This window comes from Candidatus Campbellbacteria bacterium (genome assembly GCA_016699465.1).
GTDB lineage: Bacteria > Patescibacteriota > Minisyncoccia > Phycocordibacterales > EsbW-18 > EsbW-18.
The window spans coordinates 759,583-775,443 of sequence record CP064977.1 but is presented as its reverse complement, the minus strand read 5'-3'; the positions used below and the strand labels follow the sequence as shown (position 1 = coordinate 775,443).

At 42.9% G+C, this 15,861-nt stretch carries 18 protein-coding genes; all 18 read right to left on the bottom strand.

The genetic code is table 11. The features are described 5' to 3' along the window. Positions 1 to 96 precede the first annotated feature (96 nt). Positions 97 to 705, bottom strand: coding sequence for a hypothetical protein (locus tag IPJ70_04235; protein ID QQR82455.1), 609 nt, complete (start codon positions 703 to 705; stop codon positions 97 to 99). Between the two features lie 16 nt (positions 706 to 721). Further along, positions 722 to 1,792 (bottom strand): DNA (cytosine-5-)-methyltransferase, encoded by a 1,071-nt coding sequence (gene dcm / locus IPJ70_04230; protein QQR82454.1) that lies wholly within the window; start codon positions 1,790 to 1,792, stop codon positions 722 to 724. After that, positions 1,789 to 3,072 (bottom strand): DNA modification methylase, encoded by a 1,284-nt coding sequence (locus tag IPJ70_04225; protein QQR82453.1) that lies wholly within the window; start codon positions 3,070 to 3,072, stop codon positions 1,789 to 1,791. Before IPJ70_04225 ends, dcm begins: the two co-directional genes overlap by 4 nt. Positions 3,073 to 3,074: 2 nt before the next feature. Continuing rightward, positions 3,075 to 3,464, bottom strand: coding sequence for a hypothetical protein (locus IPJ70_04220; protein QQR82452.1), 390 nt, complete (start codon positions 3,462 to 3,464; stop codon positions 3,075 to 3,077). A gap of 26 nt (positions 3,465 to 3,490) precedes the next feature. Beyond that, entirely contained in the window at positions 3,491 to 3,907 is a 417-nt protein-coding gene (locus IPJ70_04215) for a hypothetical protein (protein QQR82451.1), read from the bottom strand. Positions 3,908 to 3,910: 3 nt separating this feature from the next. Continuing rightward, positions 3,911 to 4,459, bottom strand: a complete 549-nt coding sequence (locus IPJ70_04210) for a replication protein (protein QQR82450.1) — start codon at positions 4,457 to 4,459, stop codon at positions 3,911 to 3,913. A gap of 153 nt (positions 4,460 to 4,612) precedes the next feature. After that, positions 4,613 to 5,794 carry an ATP-binding protein gene (locus IPJ70_04205; GenBank protein QQR82449.1) on the bottom strand — a complete coding sequence of 394 codons (1,182 nt, stop codon included), beginning with the start codon at positions 5,792 to 5,794 and terminating at the stop codon, positions 4,613 to 4,615. A gap of 73 nt (positions 5,795 to 5,867) precedes the next feature. After that, a complete protein-coding gene (locus IPJ70_04200) occupies positions 5,868 to 6,164 on the bottom strand; it encodes a hypothetical protein (protein QQR82448.1) in 297 nt (98 codons plus the stop codon). A gap of 289 nt (positions 6,165 to 6,453) precedes the next feature. Then, positions 6,454 to 6,870, bottom strand: a complete 417-nt coding sequence (locus IPJ70_04195) for a hypothetical protein (GenBank protein QQR82447.1) — start codon at positions 6,868 to 6,870, stop codon at positions 6,454 to 6,456. Positions 6,871 to 6,909: 39 nt separating this feature from the next. After that, positions 6,910 to 7,275, bottom strand: coding sequence for a hypothetical protein (locus tag IPJ70_04190; GenBank protein QQR82446.1), 366 nt, complete (start codon positions 7,273 to 7,275; stop codon positions 6,910 to 6,912). Positions 7,276 to 7,430: 155 nt separating this feature from the next. After that, complete coding sequence (gene ychF, locus IPJ70_04185) at positions 7,431 to 8,525, bottom strand: redox-regulated ATPase YchF (GenBank protein ID QQR82445.1); 1,095 nt, start codon at positions 8,523 to 8,525, stop codon at positions 7,431 to 7,433. A gap of 56 nt (positions 8,526 to 8,581) precedes the next feature. Beyond that, complete coding sequence (locus tag IPJ70_04180; protein ID QQR82444.1) at positions 8,582 to 9,529, bottom strand: hypothetical protein; 948 nt, start codon at positions 9,527 to 9,529, stop codon at positions 8,582 to 8,584. A 49-nt stretch (positions 9,530 to 9,578) separates the two neighbouring features. Continuing rightward, the gene (locus IPJ70_04175) at positions 9,579 to 10,418 is read right to left on the bottom strand and encodes a histidine phosphatase family protein (protein ID QQR82443.1); all 840 of its coding nucleotides are present in this window, start codon (positions 10,416 to 10,418) and stop codon (positions 9,579 to 9,581) included. Between the two features lie 5 nt (positions 10,419 to 10,423). After that, positions 10,424 to 11,587: a hypothetical protein gene (locus IPJ70_04170; GenBank protein ID QQR82442.1), complete on the bottom strand. Its 1,164-nt coding sequence runs from the start codon at positions 11,585 to 11,587 to the stop codon at positions 10,424 to 10,426. Continuing rightward, positions 11,577 to 12,842: an ATP-binding protein gene (locus IPJ70_04165; GenBank protein ID QQR82441.1), complete on the bottom strand. Its 1,266-nt coding sequence runs from the start codon at positions 12,840 to 12,842 to the stop codon at positions 11,577 to 11,579. Before IPJ70_04165 ends, IPJ70_04170 begins: the two co-directional genes overlap by 11 nt. Positions 12,843 to 12,959: 117 nt before the next feature. Further along, on the bottom strand, positions 12,960 to 13,196 hold the full coding sequence (locus tag IPJ70_04160; protein ID QQR82440.1) for a hypothetical protein: 237 nt from the start codon (positions 13,194 to 13,196) through the stop codon (positions 12,960 to 12,962). A gap of 46 nt (positions 13,197 to 13,242) precedes the next feature. Next, positions 13,243 to 14,967 (bottom strand): hypothetical protein, encoded by a 1,725-nt coding sequence (locus tag IPJ70_04155; protein QQR82439.1) that lies wholly within the window; start codon positions 14,965 to 14,967, stop codon positions 13,243 to 13,245. Then, positions 14,948 to 15,850, bottom strand: a complete 903-nt coding sequence (locus IPJ70_04150; protein ID QQR82438.1) for a hypothetical protein — start codon at positions 15,848 to 15,850, stop codon at positions 14,948 to 14,950. The genes IPJ70_04155 and IPJ70_04150 overlap by 20 nt, the downstream gene beginning before the upstream one ends. Positions 15,851 to 15,861: the final 11 nt, after the last annotated feature.

Below are 15,861 nucleotides of genomic sequence, written 5' to 3'. Positions count from 1 at the left end.
GCCGGCGGAATACTGAGATAGTGTGGCAGATAAACCAAACAGAAACCTTTGAGCGTTCGAGCCAGTTTTCGGCGCGAATCATAGTCATCCAGAAAACTATTGTCCTGCCACCACGATGGCGGCGGAAGTGTTTGAGTTTGATTGATGTTCTGTTGCTCCATGGTCTTTAATTTGTTCGTTCTGATCCTGAGGGATGATTCCCCAATTTTTAAATGCGAGCATCATTTGCGCCTTCAACTCCGGAGGAAGAGGTTTATACCTCTTTTCGACTTCAAGCGTTCCAATGTGGCGTTCAAATATTCCAGCATCAAGTTCGGCGTTGAATATCATGTGATCCAGTCTAACCATTGCCGTTAAAGCCGCGATCACATCCTTGTAGCTTGGCGGCTGCATGCCTTCTTTTTTCATGTCTTCAGTGTAATAGGCTATTCGGACCAGACGATCGAAGACAATCCTGTTTTTTTCTTTAAGTTCGGCAATTCTTTGCCCCACTTCCTGACGATTGACGTTTTCTATAGCTTGTCGATGAATCTTTTTTCTTAACCGAGCGACATAGTCCCAATCGAGAGGTGTATTGTTCGGGGTTTTAAAGCCCTTCTCAAAGAGAGCATCCTGCAGTCTCGCAACGGAAATTAAGGGATCGATCACTATTGCATCCCTTATCGCTCTCTTTATTTTTTCCTCGTGTAATGGGAGCTTTTTCATTCAGGGTTATTCGGGGTTATTTTTGACAAGCCCTTGCATTTAAGAGCTTTTTTGAGACCGCTTGGACCGCATTCACGGTTACAGCATTGCCCAGGGTTTTGTATCTCTGAGTGTCGCTCACGCCTTCAGTCCACCCGTCGGGAAACCCCTGCAATCGTTCGCATTCTACCGGCGTGAGTTTCCTAATACGCATGGTGTGTCGCCACCAACTTTTAAGGTCTGACATATTCCTGACACCTCGAGCGGTTTCCTGCTCCGGAACATACTGTTCACAATCCCTTTCGTCATTTGTTTTGACAGGAAATACTTTCGGCCTGGACGTGCCTCTAAGATGTCCGACAATAAACACTCGCTCCCGATTCTGCGGGACCCCATGATCCTTGCTGTTAAGCACTTCCCATTGGATGTCATACCCAAGCTCATCCAATGTGGCGAGGATAGTTCCAAAGGTACGCCCTTGCTGGTGAGAGAGAAGCCCTTTAACGTTTTCAAGGAATAAAAGCCGTGGTTTTTTGGCAGCAACAATGCGAGCAATTTCAAAGAACAATGTTCCCCTGGTGTCTTTAAATCCTTTTCTTTTTCCGGCAACAGAGAAAGACTGGCAAGGGAAACCTCCAACGAGTAGGTCGAAGTCGGGTAACGCTCGAGCGTCGATTTTTCTGACGTCTCCGTAATTTTTGTGATTGAAGTATTTTTCATATATTTTGATCGCATATTTGTCGATTTCGGAGTATCCAACACAAGCAGGCCCGATCGATCCGATCGGAGTGTCGGCGAAGTCTTTCCATATAGTCTGGGGGACCTTGCCCTGTAAAAGTTTTCCAACAATATCTTCATATATCCGTTTGGAATCAGAATTAATAAATGCTCTTTTGTCATCGTTCCCGTCAGGCAGTTTGAGAGATTGTCTTTTCTTATCATGAGTTCCTTTCCCCTTCTTGGACTCCAATCTCTGCCTTTTTGCATCATTCTTTTTCGAATCCTTCTTGATTGCTCCGATCTTGTTTCTGTTAATGATTTCCACATAGGCTTTGGCGATACCCAATTCAAATCCCCCGATGCCGGAGAATAAACTGAAATATTTCATTTCTTTGCTTTATTTATTCTTTCCCAGCGATCCCTGATTACATCGCAGAATTTCGGATCAAGCTCGATCATGTATGCCCGTCGGCCGACCTTTTCCGCCGCGGCCATGGTGCTACCGGAGCCGCCGAACGGATCGAGAACAATATCGCTGCGTTGAGTGGAGTTCCTGAGCGCTCGCATTGCAAGCCAATCCGGCTTTTCTGTCGGATGAAGATAACGAGAGACAGCTTTTCTCGGCATCTCCCACACATCGAATTCATTCTCACCGTAGAATTTATGAGTGCCATTCTTCCATCCGTAGATGATCCCCTGAGCAGTTTTTGGATCGGGCTTTTTGGCTTTAGCGATCCACTCGTGCTTATAGCGATAATCGTTCCATCCCATACTTGGCACGTTCTTGACCCAGATGATCACTCCCGAATGTTGAAAACCGTTTTTCAGCATACTCTCCAAGAATTGCGGATATGAGCTCCAGCCGGAACAGATATAAAACGACGCACCTTCCTTCGTATGGATGATCATGGAATAAAAGCACTTGTCGATAAATATCCGGAACGAATCGTCATCCATGTTGTCGTTTTTGATAGACTCGTTTCCTTCTCCCTTCAGCTTGTCTCCTCGACTTTTATAGTTCACGTTGTAAGGCGGATCAGTGAATATCATGTCGGCTTTGTTTTCGCCCAGAATTCTTTTGTAAGTTTCGGGATCGGTCGAATCGCCGCAGATGAGTCTGTGCGGACCGAGCTCGTATATTTCGCCAAGTTTGGACCGTGGCTCTTTATTAGCCGAATCCCCTTCGTCATCATCCTGCTCCTCATCCTCTAAGGTTTGATCGAGAATCCTGCTGATCTCGTCGTCTCTAAACCCTGAGGCCGGAATGAATGGAGATTCTTTGAGCTCCACGATTATTTCCGACAATTTTTTCTCATCCCACTTTCCTTTGATCTTGTTGAGCGCAAGGTTCAGAAGTTTTTCCTGTTCGATATGCAAGTCCACGATGTTGGCGGGGATGTGAATTCCGTCTTTATCGACAACAATGCCTTGTATTTGCTCTCCCGCCTCAACAATCGTTTCAACGGCCGCGGTACGCTGATGACCGCCCACCAGGACGCCTTTACGGTCGCCACAGCGCTCACAGGCGTGGCTATTGACGACGATTGACTCAACGAAGCCGAAGGTCTTAATACTCGTCTTCAACGCGGCCATTTCGCTGTCTGGCATGATCCTGGGGTTGTACTCGGCCCGTCTCAGATTGCTCAGTTTTATCTTGATAGATTCCATGGCTATTGAGCTGTATTAACATCCTCTGGGACCGTAAGAATAAAGCCTCGGGCGAACTTGATTCTTGCCATCAGTTGATCAATCCTTTCTCTTTCTTTATTCGTGTTGTCTCGGACCGTCACAATCGTTTCGTCGCATTTAAGGGTAAAGTCTTCCGCGGTGGCAATTTTCTTTTCCAGATCCTTTCTTTTTACTCTGGTCTGCTTGGTCGTATCAGCGGGATCGATAAGGTTGTAGTCAGCGTTGAGACCATCAAGCTCTTTGAATTTGTCATCTCGCAATTTTTCGATTTCCGGTATCTTACTGAGATCAAAAGCGATATTGAGCTCCTTTCTCCAGATCTGATCTTCAAGCTCCTCAATAAACTTTTCTTTGATTTTTTGTGTATTCATTTTTAAATTCTGAAAATATTAAATGTTTATTCCTTTCCGACAGTAATAGTCACTTCAACTCGACCTTTGCCATCTGGCGCATGGCGCGATTCAAAACTGCCGTCGAGAAATTTATCGTTCTTGAAAAGAGCATCAGCGATTCCTTTGAATATGTTGTCTGGATCTCCGTGAACGCCGTTCATCCAGAAAACTTTTATATCCATGCGAGCGATTTCCGAAGGTTTGGTCGTGAGTGGCTGCTCATCAAGCAGGATCCTTTGACCGTCGCACATCACGAACTCCGGATATCCGGCATAGAAAGATTTTCGAACGTAACCTTTCCAGGCATGGTATTTCTTTGCGTTCGGAAGCCATAGCGCCCGTCCCACGACACGGATGTACGGAAGTGGGTTGCCTTCACAGTCTTCCTGATTTCCCTTTATGGTGAATTGGATTTTTTTCATTGTTTAATTGTTGGTTCTATTAATATTCATCTTCCTTGTGATTTCCCTCATCTTGTCTTTGAAGTTATCCCCAGGAAAATATAAATTTTCCCTAAAACTAGATTTCTCTTTTTTCCCTATCTTTTGTGTGTTAAAACTTTTAACCAGTTTTGGTAAAGAGGCTTTACCACTTTTGGTTAACTCTCTTAACCGGTTAAGTTCGTTAACCACTTTATCCACATCTATATCAAGGTTGAGTTTGTAGCGGTTCCCTTTGGACCGCTGTTCCACGAATATCACCCCAACCCTAATGAGATTTTGAATAGCGGCATTGACCGAAGGGCGAGACAGGCCGGTGCCAAAATCAAGCCGCCTGTTTTGGCTAGTCTTGATTCCGTTTTCGAACTGGGAGAAACTGATATTGTCTTCTTCTTTATGAAATCCAAAAGTTCGTCGGCAAATGTAGAGCAAGCACCTGGCCTCAGCTTCCGAAATCCTGGGAAGAACAAAATCCAAAATTACATTTGGAATCTGCGAACTGTTCGGTATTAAGTTGTGTTTGTTTTCATCCATTGTTTGATGAAGAGAGAAACACCGACACGAATCGATGTTCTCTCTCCAATTGTTTTAGCTTTCGACCCTTGCTCGGCCAATCGGGGCTTAGCCCCCGATCTCAGCCCTCATGCCACTTGATCAGGGCTGAGTCAGTGGCCAAGCTAACTGTTTTTACTTGTCACTTTTCTTAGACTTCTCGGCTGCGGATTTTTTGGGATTGCATTCCTTTGAATCTCGCAGGTCTTTGTCAAACTTCTCTCCTGGAGTTAGCTCCGGAGCAAGTTCTCCTTTTGCTTCAGCAATTTTTTGCTGGGCAAATTCCCTGACTCGCGCATAGCCATCCTCTAGAACCTCCGGCGTCATCATCTCGATAGCGGACCAGCTGCGAGTGTTGAAAGCGTACTCGAGTGCATCGGTTTTATTCTTCTTTTCCGCGGCACTTGAACTTGGCCAGATCGATACGAGATAACCCTCGATTTCTTCCAACCATCGCTTCTTCTCCTGAATCCACTGGCGCTTGTCCTGTTCGGTTTTGATCAGTTCTCCCGCATCCTGCTCGGCGTGGCTGAACCTCGCAGCTATCGGGTCTTTAATGATCGCTTCAACCGCAGGAGCAAAATCTTCGTAGGTCGGATTTTTGAACACCGCACCATCGAGGAGATTGCCTCGGCCTTTGAGGACCACAGACTGTCGCCAGACTTCACGCTTCTTGCGTTGGATGAGCTCATGGCGTTCCATTAGGACCAAGACATCGAATTCGTATGCAGCGTTCTTTTCCGCTTGCATCTTCACTCCAGTCTTGGTGAACTCTTTTCGGCCATCCTCATCCACTTCCTGCTCCATGCGATCCGACACGCGGCCGGTTGCAAGAATGTGCAGGGGCGATTGCACGAGTGGGATTGAGAAGTATTTATTCCACTCGCTTTTGATCGACATCCAGTCTTGAATCTGGAACACTTGTCGATTCAGCTTTCGCTTGTATGCCTCTTGGAAGTCCATCCAGATGTGAGTAATGCTGTCGATCACCATGATGTCGGCATACCCATCCGAGCAGAGCTTCATTGCTTTGACTAAGTCAGCGAGTGAATGCGTTTCGCGCACCATCGCTTCGATTCCGTGTTCTTTGAACAGCGGGACCAAGAATTTCGACGCTTTCTCGGTATCGATAAGCACAATCGGCTTCTTGCTGTTGATCTTCTTGTGAAGACCAATCGCTACTAATGCGGCAGTCCAACTTTTGCCGGTTCCCGGCTCTCCTTCAAATGCCGCCTTGAAGTAAGGTTTCGTATTCCCGATCTTTGTGAAGAATGATTCTTCAACGGTCGGGGACACGCTTCGTTCTTGTGTTTGCATAATTTTTGCTTGACTCGACGAAGGGGTCTTGATACGATGTATCTACGGTAAGAGGCTCCCTTCGGGGGGTCTTTTATTTTTTGAATAATTTAGTAATTCTTTTGTCTGCTTCAGTCAGCATCGTTTTATTGATCTGACTCATCATTTCTGTGAGCAAACCGTCATAGATGATTCCGTGCGCCATCGTGATGCCTTTTTCATTTTCTGCATCAAGATTGGTCAGTTTTCCCATGAGTTCGCCGGTATACTCGGCCACCTCATCGAATGCTTGCGCAAGAATTCTTTCTTCAACTATTGCCGGTGCTCTATCCTTCACCAACTTCACCGCCTCTCTCGAGAGCGTTTTCATTTTTTCCTGTGATGGTGTCATGTAGTGATTCTTGGATTCTTTGCTGCTGAATTTCCCTTTTCTCTTTTCGTCTTTTTTGGTTTTTTAGACTTAGGGAAGTATTCTTCCGCAATCGAATCTCATTAGGTTGATAATCGATATCGATAATGTCGCCTATGGACAATCGATATTTTTTTGTGAGCCATTTACCTTCAAGGATTAAGGCTGGTATGCCATATCGTCTGTAGGTAACCGCTCGAGTGCTTTTGAGTTTGTTTTTCATTGCTAGCATCAGGTCCTGTACACGGACCGATCCCTTTGGGGACAATGATTAGATTGATCTTTCGGCACTCATCAAGATCGTGCTGCCGGAGCTTAGTCGCTTCTCAACAAGGACTATCCTGTGAGTCTTGAAGCAGTACTGTCCGAGCCGAGCGGCAAGGAAGGATGCTGCTATTTGAATGTCCCCATTAAGTCCAATGCTCCAATCCGTTACTTCTTCCACCGTCTTTTTGCTTTTGTAGTCGTATATGGTCAGGACCAGAGGCTTTTCGGTACCGACAGCCTTGAATGCCCATTCAGCCCTGACTTTTCCGTCACGGGAATGCCAGGGACCTTCTTTGGCGCGATTATGTGGTTCTCCGAATGCTTGGACCAGAGTGTCATATGAGGCAGTCATGGTTCCCCTCCCACCGGATCCGTTTAGATCTTTCGGCTTGGCTTTCACGAACTCAGTTTGTGTCTTCATAATCAATTTGACTGGTTAATAAAATCTCGACCTGTTTGATTACCTATATTTCTTCTGAATCTCAAACGCATCTGGATAGAGTCCTTTTTCTTTGAACAAGATATCTACAAGATGGGCATCTCCTTTGAGACCAACATGCCACTGATTCACTTCGTGGATCGGTCGACGATATTCTTTGTAATCGTAGATGGTCAGCACGCACGGGCGTTTCGAGTTAGTCGATGTGAAAGCCCATTCGGCACGCACTTTTTCATCTAGACACTTCCATTCGCCATCCTGAGTGCGGTCATGTGGTATCCCCAACTTATCCACAAGCTCCTGATAGGAGATATGGAGATATCCGTGGAAGCTAGAGTGAAAAGTATCCTTAAGCGATGCCTCTATGAATGTTTGAGTAGGTTTCATAGTCGCAATATTTGGCTGATAAAATTTCGACCTTTTTAGACGAGTTTGTGGCAGCAAAAAACCCCACTTTTAATGGGGTTCTTACTTGTAAGTATTTATTTTTTATCGCTCCTAAACCATATGTTTTGAGCGGTTTTCTCTAGAAGATGGTAGTGCTATATCTTAAATTCAATAACGTCTCCGTCTTTTACAATGTATTCCTTCCCTTCCGTACGCACTAACCCTTTTTCACGAGCCGCAGCGTACGAACCTGAGTCAATTAAATCTTTCCAGAACACAACTTCAGCCCGAATAAATTTCTGTAAAAAGTCCGTGTGAATTGCTGCACCTGCTTGGGGTGCCGTACTTCCACGCTTTATTGTCCACGCACGCGTTTCATCTTCTCCTGTCGTTAAGAATGTCATCAAATCAAGAAGTGTGAATCCGGAAACAATAAGATCATCAATCCCCCCGCGTACCGAGAGCTCTGCACGCATCGCAACACGTTCATCATGCTCCATGTCTTTCAAATCAGATTCAGTATTTGCATCCACCACAACCCACACAGCTTTTTCTTTTTCAAAAAATGCGAGCAATGCGTCCCACCGTGCGTCCTTGAGTTCGTCTAGGTTTGTTCCACCTGATTGTGTATTGAGCGCGTAGAGCATTTTCTTCATCGTCAACAAATTGAGGAGTTTTACTTTTTCAAATTCTTCTTCAGTTAGAATGGCAGTTCGAGCAAAGGCTTCAGATTCAAGAACCACCTTTACCTTTTCGAGTCCGTCCTTTTCAGTCTGAGCATCACGAGAACCACTACGAACCTCTTTTTCAACACTCCCCAGACGCTTTGTCACTACCTGCATATCAGCCAAAATAAGCTCCAAATTAATGACCCCGATATCACGTACAGGGTCAATACTCCCCGACACATGAATCACATCATTATTTTCAAAAATACGAACCACTTGCACAATGGCGTCCACTTCCCGAATGTGTGAAAGAAATTGGTTTCCAAGGCCCTGCCCTTCAGACGCACCTTTTACAAGCCCAGCAATATCCACAAACTCTACAGCAGCTGGAATTGTCTTTTTTGAGTGTGAAAATGTTGAAAGAATACCCAAGCGTTCATCTGGCACACGTACCACTCCAACAGATGGATCAATGGTACAAAATGGGTAGTTCGCTGCATCAACACTTTGGCGCGTGAGTGCATTAAAAAGCGTTGATTTACCAACGTTTGGAAGCCCAACAATGCCAAGACTTAATCCCATCCCCTAACAATACCTAAAAATTGAGAAATAGTAAAACTGATAATTATTAGGTGGTATTATTTTTTCAAAGTAGTAATTGGCCTACTTTGTACGATATAAAATTTTCCATTTTCATAAGCCCACTCAATATCACATGGAAAACCATAATGATTCTCAATTCTCATGATGAGATCAGACAATTCTAGAATCTGAGCCTCGTTTAGTACTTGAGATGATGCCTTGGGTTCTGGTATATCAATCCATTCACTACCTCCAGCCACAACACGGTACAAACCACTCAGTTGAGTGGAAACATTAATATCTATAATACTTCTTGGTTCTTTCTCTACCACATATGAATCAGGCGTAATTGAACCTGATACTATTGCCTCACCTAAGCCGAATCCTGCTTCAATAATCATTTGATTTCTATCTTCTGTTACTGGATGCACAGAGAAGGCGATGCCTGAGATTTCAGAATTAACCATTTTCTGAATTACTACCGCTACTGAGATTTTAGTTGTGTGCAAACCCTTTTCAAATCTATAGAATATGGCTCGTGGAGTAAAAAGAGACGCCCAACATTCCTGAACTTTTTCCAAAAGATTTTCTTCTTTGGTGTTGAGATATGAGTCTAGTTGTCCTGCCCAAGCATTGTCTGTTCCGTCTTCTGCCGTGGCCGATGAACGCACTGCCACATATTCAGTGTCTAATTTTTTAAATTGATTCTTTATTTCATCTGCTATTCTTTCTGGTATTGTTGCATTTTTGATAAGTGCCTGTATCTTTTCTGAGGCATTTTCCACAATATGCATCTCCTCGTGGTCGACACCATCAATGGCGGCATCAATTTCTTGTATCAAATCTGCCTCCTTTGTAAATTCATCAAATGTAGTGGAAAGTACAACAAACCCTGGTGGAACCGGAATACCCACCAGCGTCATCTCACCAAGAGATGCTCCCTTACCTCCGGCAATCGCACTGTCGTTTTTATTAAGTTCCTCAAAATTTAAAGTAAAAGACACAAAACTTATATTTTACCCTTTCCAATATCCAATTTTTATTTTGGCAGCATTAAGCATTCCACTTAGATACTCGTATAGTTTCATCAGCTATCACTGGGTGTTTAGGGAGACTTAATTCATCATCTTGATGGAGTGGATATTCTTTACCTTTTACATCAGCCACGACAACGCCGTCTGAATTCACCCTTATCGTAAAACCATCACTCGGTGAAAAGCCAACATCGTCGACGGGAACACCGGCATAATGATGCAAGAAAGCATCGAGCCCCCCACCGTGTCCAACCATCCAAACAACTAAAGGCTGACTCTTCCTGTCATCAGTTTTATGGAATGAAGCACCAACCATTTCCGCAACTTTAAAAACATAGTCCATCCTTCTTGCGAGATCCCTTGGCCCCTCTGCACTCATTTTTTTTCTTATCTCCGATTCAACGTCTTGATAATATATATTCCAAATATACTGTAAGCCCTTTAAATTTTCTGGGTCATATTTTTCCTTAAGGTATTTCATAAAATCACCCGAAAAAATCCCTGCTTCTTGCAAATCAGGACTCATGGCAATAGGAAGCGTATCCCCTCCGAATAGATGGTCATCAGGCAAGCCTCTCGCCTTCAATTCATCGCGTATAGCAGAAACTATTTCATCGGCCGTCTCGACGGCTCGTTGCCCCCCAAAATCGGGTTCTCTATCATCAAACACTTGGTTTGAAGCAATGACTAAAAAATTTGTATCTTTTTCCTTATCTAAATATTTTCCAACCTTTTCTCTGGCGATAGTTCTCGCATGTTCTCGACCCTCAGGGGTTAAATGACCAATTTTATGAACATCATGACGTTGGATATGTATCTCCATTCGCCCGTCTGACATTGGGGGTAATTTTTCACTCATATTTTTTATTTATGAGTAGATAATTCATCTGCATCAAAAAAAGTATCATCAACCGACATAACTTTAGATTTTAGATCGTCTGGTAGATACCAAATAAAACTACCGAAAACTGAAGCATGATTAACTGAGGGGTAGCGAACGGTGTGTTCTTTAGACAAAATTTCATAAATTCTAGCATGAACATCCCTTTCCCAAACCGGTATCAATATTGGATCAACGTTCCCCATCAAATCCTTTGATTTAGAGAAATTTTTTGCCATCTCGTAGGAAAGCTTGAAATCAGAATATCCTTCTTCGCTCAAGCGACTCTTGGCTTCTACAAATATCTCTTCTATGGTAGCCTTCATATTTTTGAACCGCTCTTCCAAAACTTCGTTTTGGTTTCGAAATTCCACCACATGATTCAAAAAGCTATACAAGGGAAATTCATTCTTACGCATACGTACCTGGTTTACCGGAACCAGAAGAGGTGGCTGGCCCAGAATATCCCAGGAATCGAGATTGACCTGTTTTAGAGGTTTAAAATACTCGTCTGAATCATCTAGTATTCTTTCTACAACAGGCTTCCACATTTCGCGAATTTGCTCCGCGTCATGTTCGTCGTGTTTATCTATGAGTGGAATAACCTTATCTAGTATTTCTTTGGATTGTGCGTCCCCATCAAGGTATTTAATTAGTTGTACTCCGTGTAATGCTTGTGCTAGATAAATATCAGCATAATCTGTTTGAAGCAAATCCCTTTGAAACCGTATTATCTTCTGTTCGTATTCTTCTATATCATCGGTTACATCGACAATCTTACGAGCAAATGCCCTAAGCTGATCAACATAAAACTCATGAATCGGGCCATCCGCAAATACATAATTTATAATCCAAAATTTAAAACAAAATATTTTATTAAACTTTTGATCTATCTCAATCAAAAATTTCAGGTCTGTTTTGTCACCATTTTGGAATAACTCGTTTACTTTGTTTACGGCGTCTCTTAGTTCTAAAAATTCTTTTTGAACAAATTGAGCGTATTCTTCGGGCTTATCACAAAGCTCTTTAGATTTTTGTTCATAATATTCTATAACCTTTGGGAACTTATACGGATAATAGGTCATGAACTGCTGTTCATCGTTTGGCAAAGATTTTGGAAATTTTAAAATATGTTCATCAATCTTCATAAATATAGCCCTCATTACCATCTAATATAACCGTCTTACCCTCCACTAAAAGTGACGTGGCATTCTGAGTACCAACCACACATGGAATATTGAACTCCCTTGACAATATCGCCGCATGACAAAGATTTCCACCAAGATCGGTGATAATACCCGCGGCACGCCTGATGGCCAACAAATACTGTGGACGCGTCATCTCTGTGACAATTATGTCACCTCGTTTTACGTTCTCCAGGACCTTCTGGATATCTATATGTTGAGCGGTAGTTTTAATAAGTTTAACAGTCCCTCTAACCCTACCTGCCGAGACCGGATAACCACTCAATATTCTTTTTGGCTTTTTCTCAAAAGGTTTAAAATATTCTCTCATCTTACTCTCGAGATCTTTGAATTGAGCCGAGGACTTGAGCCAACCTTTTTTGTCATGTGTTATGGGTATTCCTTCTATATGTAAATCTCCTATTATTTGTTTTATATCCTGGTTTGGAGTTAGGCCCATTTTGTCATACGTCGTGACCAACCTACCCCTACGATACGTATGGAATCCGTAGTAACTTTTGTTTAACCCAACCAACTGGTATCCCCACCATCCCTTGGCCGTACCACCTTCAAATTCAAAAGTGAATTCATTTTTTTTATTATCCAGTATCACAGGAACAAATGGTTGACAAACTTCTTGATTGAAGATTAGTTCCAATTCTTCATTTTTTATAAAGGGTCCAAACCTCAAACCAAACTCGTCTTTAATACCATTAAGAAGTTTTTCTGAGAAGTTTACCTTCAATCTTTTTATTATTACTGTGGTACCGCTTTTTTCTGGATCAATTTCGTTATTTATAATAAAGGGGTACTTATTCCAATCACCATGCTCAAGCCAGTGATCTTCGTCGTACTCCAATATATATTCCTCACTTGAGTCCTCTGGTGTGGTTATTAACATAAAACCCTTGCCTAAAAACGATGTGGATGTTTTAAGCCCCAAACCAAATTCACCGAGCTGACTCTTTTTCTCAGAAAAACCGAGCCTAATAGCCTTTGCCGCTTGCTCCTCGGTCATTCCCTTTCCGTTATCACTTATTATTATTTCATCATTTGTTATGTCTACCTTAACAACCAACTTCTTTTCCGGCACTCGTGCATCAATTGAATTATCAATAAGTTCAGCCAGAGCTTCCTGAATGGAATATCCCGTCTGACTAATTTTCGTCATAATACTTCTGTGGGGAGAAATATCTATAAATTTCGTCGATTTGGCCATATAACTCATTATACGAATTTATTCACTCTCAAACAACCCACACTGTGCAAAAGGTGGTGGTTATATGGCAATCTCTGAAGAAACCCTTTCGCGGCCCTTATGTAAGAAGTGAGGCCGTTATTTTGAATCCTGCATTAGAGCCCGCAACTCAGTTTCGTGTGATGCAAAAACTGTTTGGGCGGCCGCCATTTGCTCCATACCGCTTGTCATTTTAACTTGGACTTCTTGTGCAATAGTCACAAAAAGTTGTGGATTTTTTTCGAGCATACGCATAAACACATCTCGCTGTTCAGGAGGCAACCCTTCGAGCTGTTTACGTGCAAGTTTTTGTAACAACAATCCTGAAATACTCATAGTATAGGCAGGTTATCACAGACAAAAACAAAACACCACTGAGAGACTACAGCATTTTTTGTAAGTCTTTTTCAATAAATTCGTCAATAGAATCAACTGAATCCTGCAAATCCTTAAAGATACGCTCCTCTTTCTCATTCAAGGCCCGATCAACTTTTGTTCGCTCTAAATCCTTTAGTTGCTTATCGAGTTCATCTTTCAAGGAGTTCATTGCTTTGTGAGTACTCTTTGCCGTACGTTGCAATTCTTGATCCATTTTCTTTCGTATGCCTAAGAATCGATGCCACCCAACGTATGCAACAATGAGAAGCACACTGATCAATAGTGCAATAACAATTAACCAGAAGATGAGAGTTGCCACCTTAATGACCATCGTTTCATTAACTGTAAGGAAGAGTTTTGTCGACGGCTGACTTCGTACCGTAGACGATAGAATATTCTCGGCAAAAATAGTTACAACCCCTGCTGTTTTTATTTTTTGAGTTGTCACGGAGAATGAGCCGTCAGAAGCAATCGTTTGTGTTGATGTCGCAATTGTTTTTCCGTTTGATTCAAGGGTCACTTCAACCTGTTTACCGATATACTCTGATGTTCCAGTAACCACAACAGATTCGCCCGTATTGATCTCTCGTGTACTCAGAGAAATTTTCGGCACCGACACCACGGGGCTCACAAAAGAAACAGTCGCCTCCGTGTGATTACCTGCCTTGTCATACGCCGTCACAACCGCCGTATAATTTCCCTGATTAAGCGCTGGGAGCGCGTACTCGTTGTTCACAAGTGCACTTTTCAGTACTGTTTTTTCGACACTTAAACCTTCAGCGTTATCAAAACGAATATCATACTTTTGAATACCTGACACGGTATCAACCGCATTCAGTGTCATGTACACAACATCACCTTCAAGGCGAACGGTCGGCGTGAACGGTCGTGGAGCTGTAGTATCTACACGGACTTTATAGTGTGCTATTGGCCCCCACCCACTTGTGTTCAGATACCTCAAGTGAAAATAGAAAACCCCATCAGAAATTGAACTGAGTGTCTTTTGGGTAACCGAGCTGTCATAGGTAATTGTCGGGAGTGCTCGTGCGTTTGTATCAAAAAGAGTTTGAATCGAAGTGACCCCTTTTTGAATTTTCCAATTGAATGTCGCCGTATCTAATGCGTACCAGACATCCTGATCAGGATGTGTTTCTGATGTAATAACGGGCGCAGGTGTAGTAGCACCGCCAAACTCCTGCGCAGACGGAGGTGTCGATTCTCCTATTCCCGCTACCGTGATACTAGAACCATTTTTTACAGATAAAATATCTGTACCTAAACCATCATTTTGTCGTACTGCAGAAGACGAGAAAAGGAGCGACGCACTTCCAGCCTTCTTTGCACGAAATGTAATTGATGCAATTGATCCGTTTTCACCTGTAAAACCAGGATTAGCTACACCACCATTAAAACTCACTGTTCCTGTGTAATTTGAGAAACTTGGTTCTTCAACCCAGAGAGTGAAAATGGATGGCTTTTTACTTACAGAGATAACCTCCAGTACGTCTGTAGGAAATTCGATGGTAGCTTCGGCGTTATTAATCGCCCTACCTCCGGTGTCGACATAGACCCCAACAGAAACGATATTCCCCACGGAAACTTTTGTTGCTGAAGGAATAAGATTCAATGATGCCGCTTCTACTCTTATTGCACAGGAAAAGAAACCGAGAAAGAACAGTATCGGCACCACTCTCCACACATTCCTTTTTCTAAACAACGTTTGAAACATTTTTTCTAGCGCGTCTCCACATGGTGTATATTTCTCGAAGAATAAACAACACGATGATACCAATAACAACAGAAATCCATGGAAAACCATTTCTTGTTTCTATTGGATAGAGCGCTGTCTTTGTATTTCCAGATTTGTCATATGCAACAACAGAAAGTCGTACATCATCATTTTGACTTTGTAATACGTATGTGCTTCCACTTCGTACTGCCGGTGCCCCGTTTTCTGACACTTCATAGTGATCAATACCTGTTTGATTATCTAGGGCACTAAAAAAAGCAAATTTTTTCCCTTCAAAAAGAGATTGGTCCTGTCCCAATACAACAATGAAATCTTCAGGTGGTGTAGTATCCCGAGAAAGAAGCGTCCCCCACTCATCAGATACACCTGTATCCTTTTTTGGTACCACTTCAAGTGTCAAACCACGTACAGATGAAGGAACGAGAGTCCCCTTTCCATCACTGGCAAATGTTTGGATATTTTCTGGAATAACCGTAACCACACCTTCTTTTGTAGCCTCTGCAATAATCTTAAAGACCGTTGCTCCTTCGATACTGAATCCTCCCGGTACACCCCCCACAAAAGAGATGTGCTGCGCATCTTTTGAAAGAGATGGTGTCCTTGGCCACAAACCAAACGATGATTGTGCAAGACTAAACTCACGTATCGCAAGTACTCCTGTAGCAGGTTGTAGTGAGATCATTCCATCAACGGTATTGAGAACACCGCCGTCCGCATTGATTTTTACAGTAATGATAATCGTGTCACCAACAGAAACCGTATCCTGAGATGCCTCAACATATACCGTTGCCGCTGAGACACCTGTTGGAATAACGAGAAAAAGTGCGGCGAGCACAAAGCAAAACATTATATTTTTTTTCATATTCATATTCT

What these genes read in the sequence shown, in the direction of transcription:
- IPJ70_04205 (QQR82449.1), bottom strand. Translation starts at nt 5,794, where the DNA reads ATGCAAACACAAGAACGAAGCGTGTCCCCGACCGTTGAAGAATCATTC.
- IPJ70_04235 (QQR82455.1), bottom strand. Translation starts at nt 705, where the DNA reads ATGAAAAAGCTCCCATTACACGAGGAAAAAATAAAGAGAGCGATAAGG.
- IPJ70_04225 (QQR82453.1), bottom strand. Translation starts at nt 3,072, where the DNA reads ATGGAATCTATCAAGATAAAACTGAGCAATCTGAGACGGGCCGAGTAC.
- ychF (QQR82445.1), bottom strand. Translation starts at nt 8,525, where the DNA reads ATGGGATTAAGTCTTGGCATTGTTGGGCTTCCAAACGTTGGTAAATCA.
- IPJ70_04215 (QQR82451.1), bottom strand. Translation starts at nt 3,907, where the DNA reads ATGAAAAAAATCCAATTCACCATAAAGGGAAATCAGGAAGACTGTGAA.
- IPJ70_04170 (QQR82442.1), bottom strand. Translation starts at nt 11,587, where the DNA reads ATGAAGATTGATGAACATATTTTAAAATTTCCAAAATCTTTGCCAAAC.
- IPJ70_04220 (QQR82452.1), bottom strand. Translation starts at nt 3,464, where the DNA reads ATGAATACACAAAAAATCAAAGAAAAGTTTATTGAGGAGCTTGAAGAT.
- IPJ70_04160 (QQR82440.1), bottom strand. Translation starts at nt 13,196, where the DNA reads ATGAGTATTTCAGGATTGTTGTTACAAAAACTTGCACGTAAACAGCTC.
- IPJ70_04155 (QQR82439.1), bottom strand. Translation starts at nt 14,967, where the DNA reads ATGTTTCAAACGTTGTTTAGAAAAAGGAATGTGTGGAGAGTGGTGCCG.
- IPJ70_04200 (QQR82448.1), bottom strand. Translation starts at nt 6,164, where the DNA reads ATGACACCATCACAGGAAAAAATGAAAACGCTCTCGAGAGAGGCGGTG.
- IPJ70_04175 (QQR82443.1), bottom strand. Translation starts at nt 10,418, where the DNA reads ATGAGTGAAAAATTACCCCCAATGTCAGACGGGCGAATGGAGATACAT.
- IPJ70_04210 (QQR82450.1), bottom strand. Translation starts at nt 4,459, where the DNA reads ATGGATGAAAACAAACACAACTTAATACCGAACAGTTCGCAGATTCCA.
- IPJ70_04190 (QQR82446.1), bottom strand. Translation starts at nt 7,275, where the DNA reads ATGAAACCTACTCAAACATTCATAGAGGCATCGCTTAAGGATACTTTT.
- dcm (QQR82454.1), bottom strand. Translation starts at nt 1,792, where the DNA reads ATGAAATATTTCAGTTTATTCTCCGGCATCGGGGGATTTGAATTGGGT.
- IPJ70_04165 (QQR82441.1), bottom strand. Translation starts at nt 12,842, where the DNA reads ATGGCCAAATCGACGAAATTTATAGATATTTCTCCCCACAGAAGTATT.
- IPJ70_04150 (QQR82438.1), bottom strand. Translation starts at nt 15,850, where the DNA reads ATGAAAAAAAATATAATGTTTTGCTTTGTGCTCGCCGCACTTTTTCTC.
- IPJ70_04195 (QQR82447.1), bottom strand. Translation starts at nt 6,870, where the DNA reads ATGAAGACACAAACTGAGTTCGTGAAAGCCAAGCCGAAAGATCTAAAC.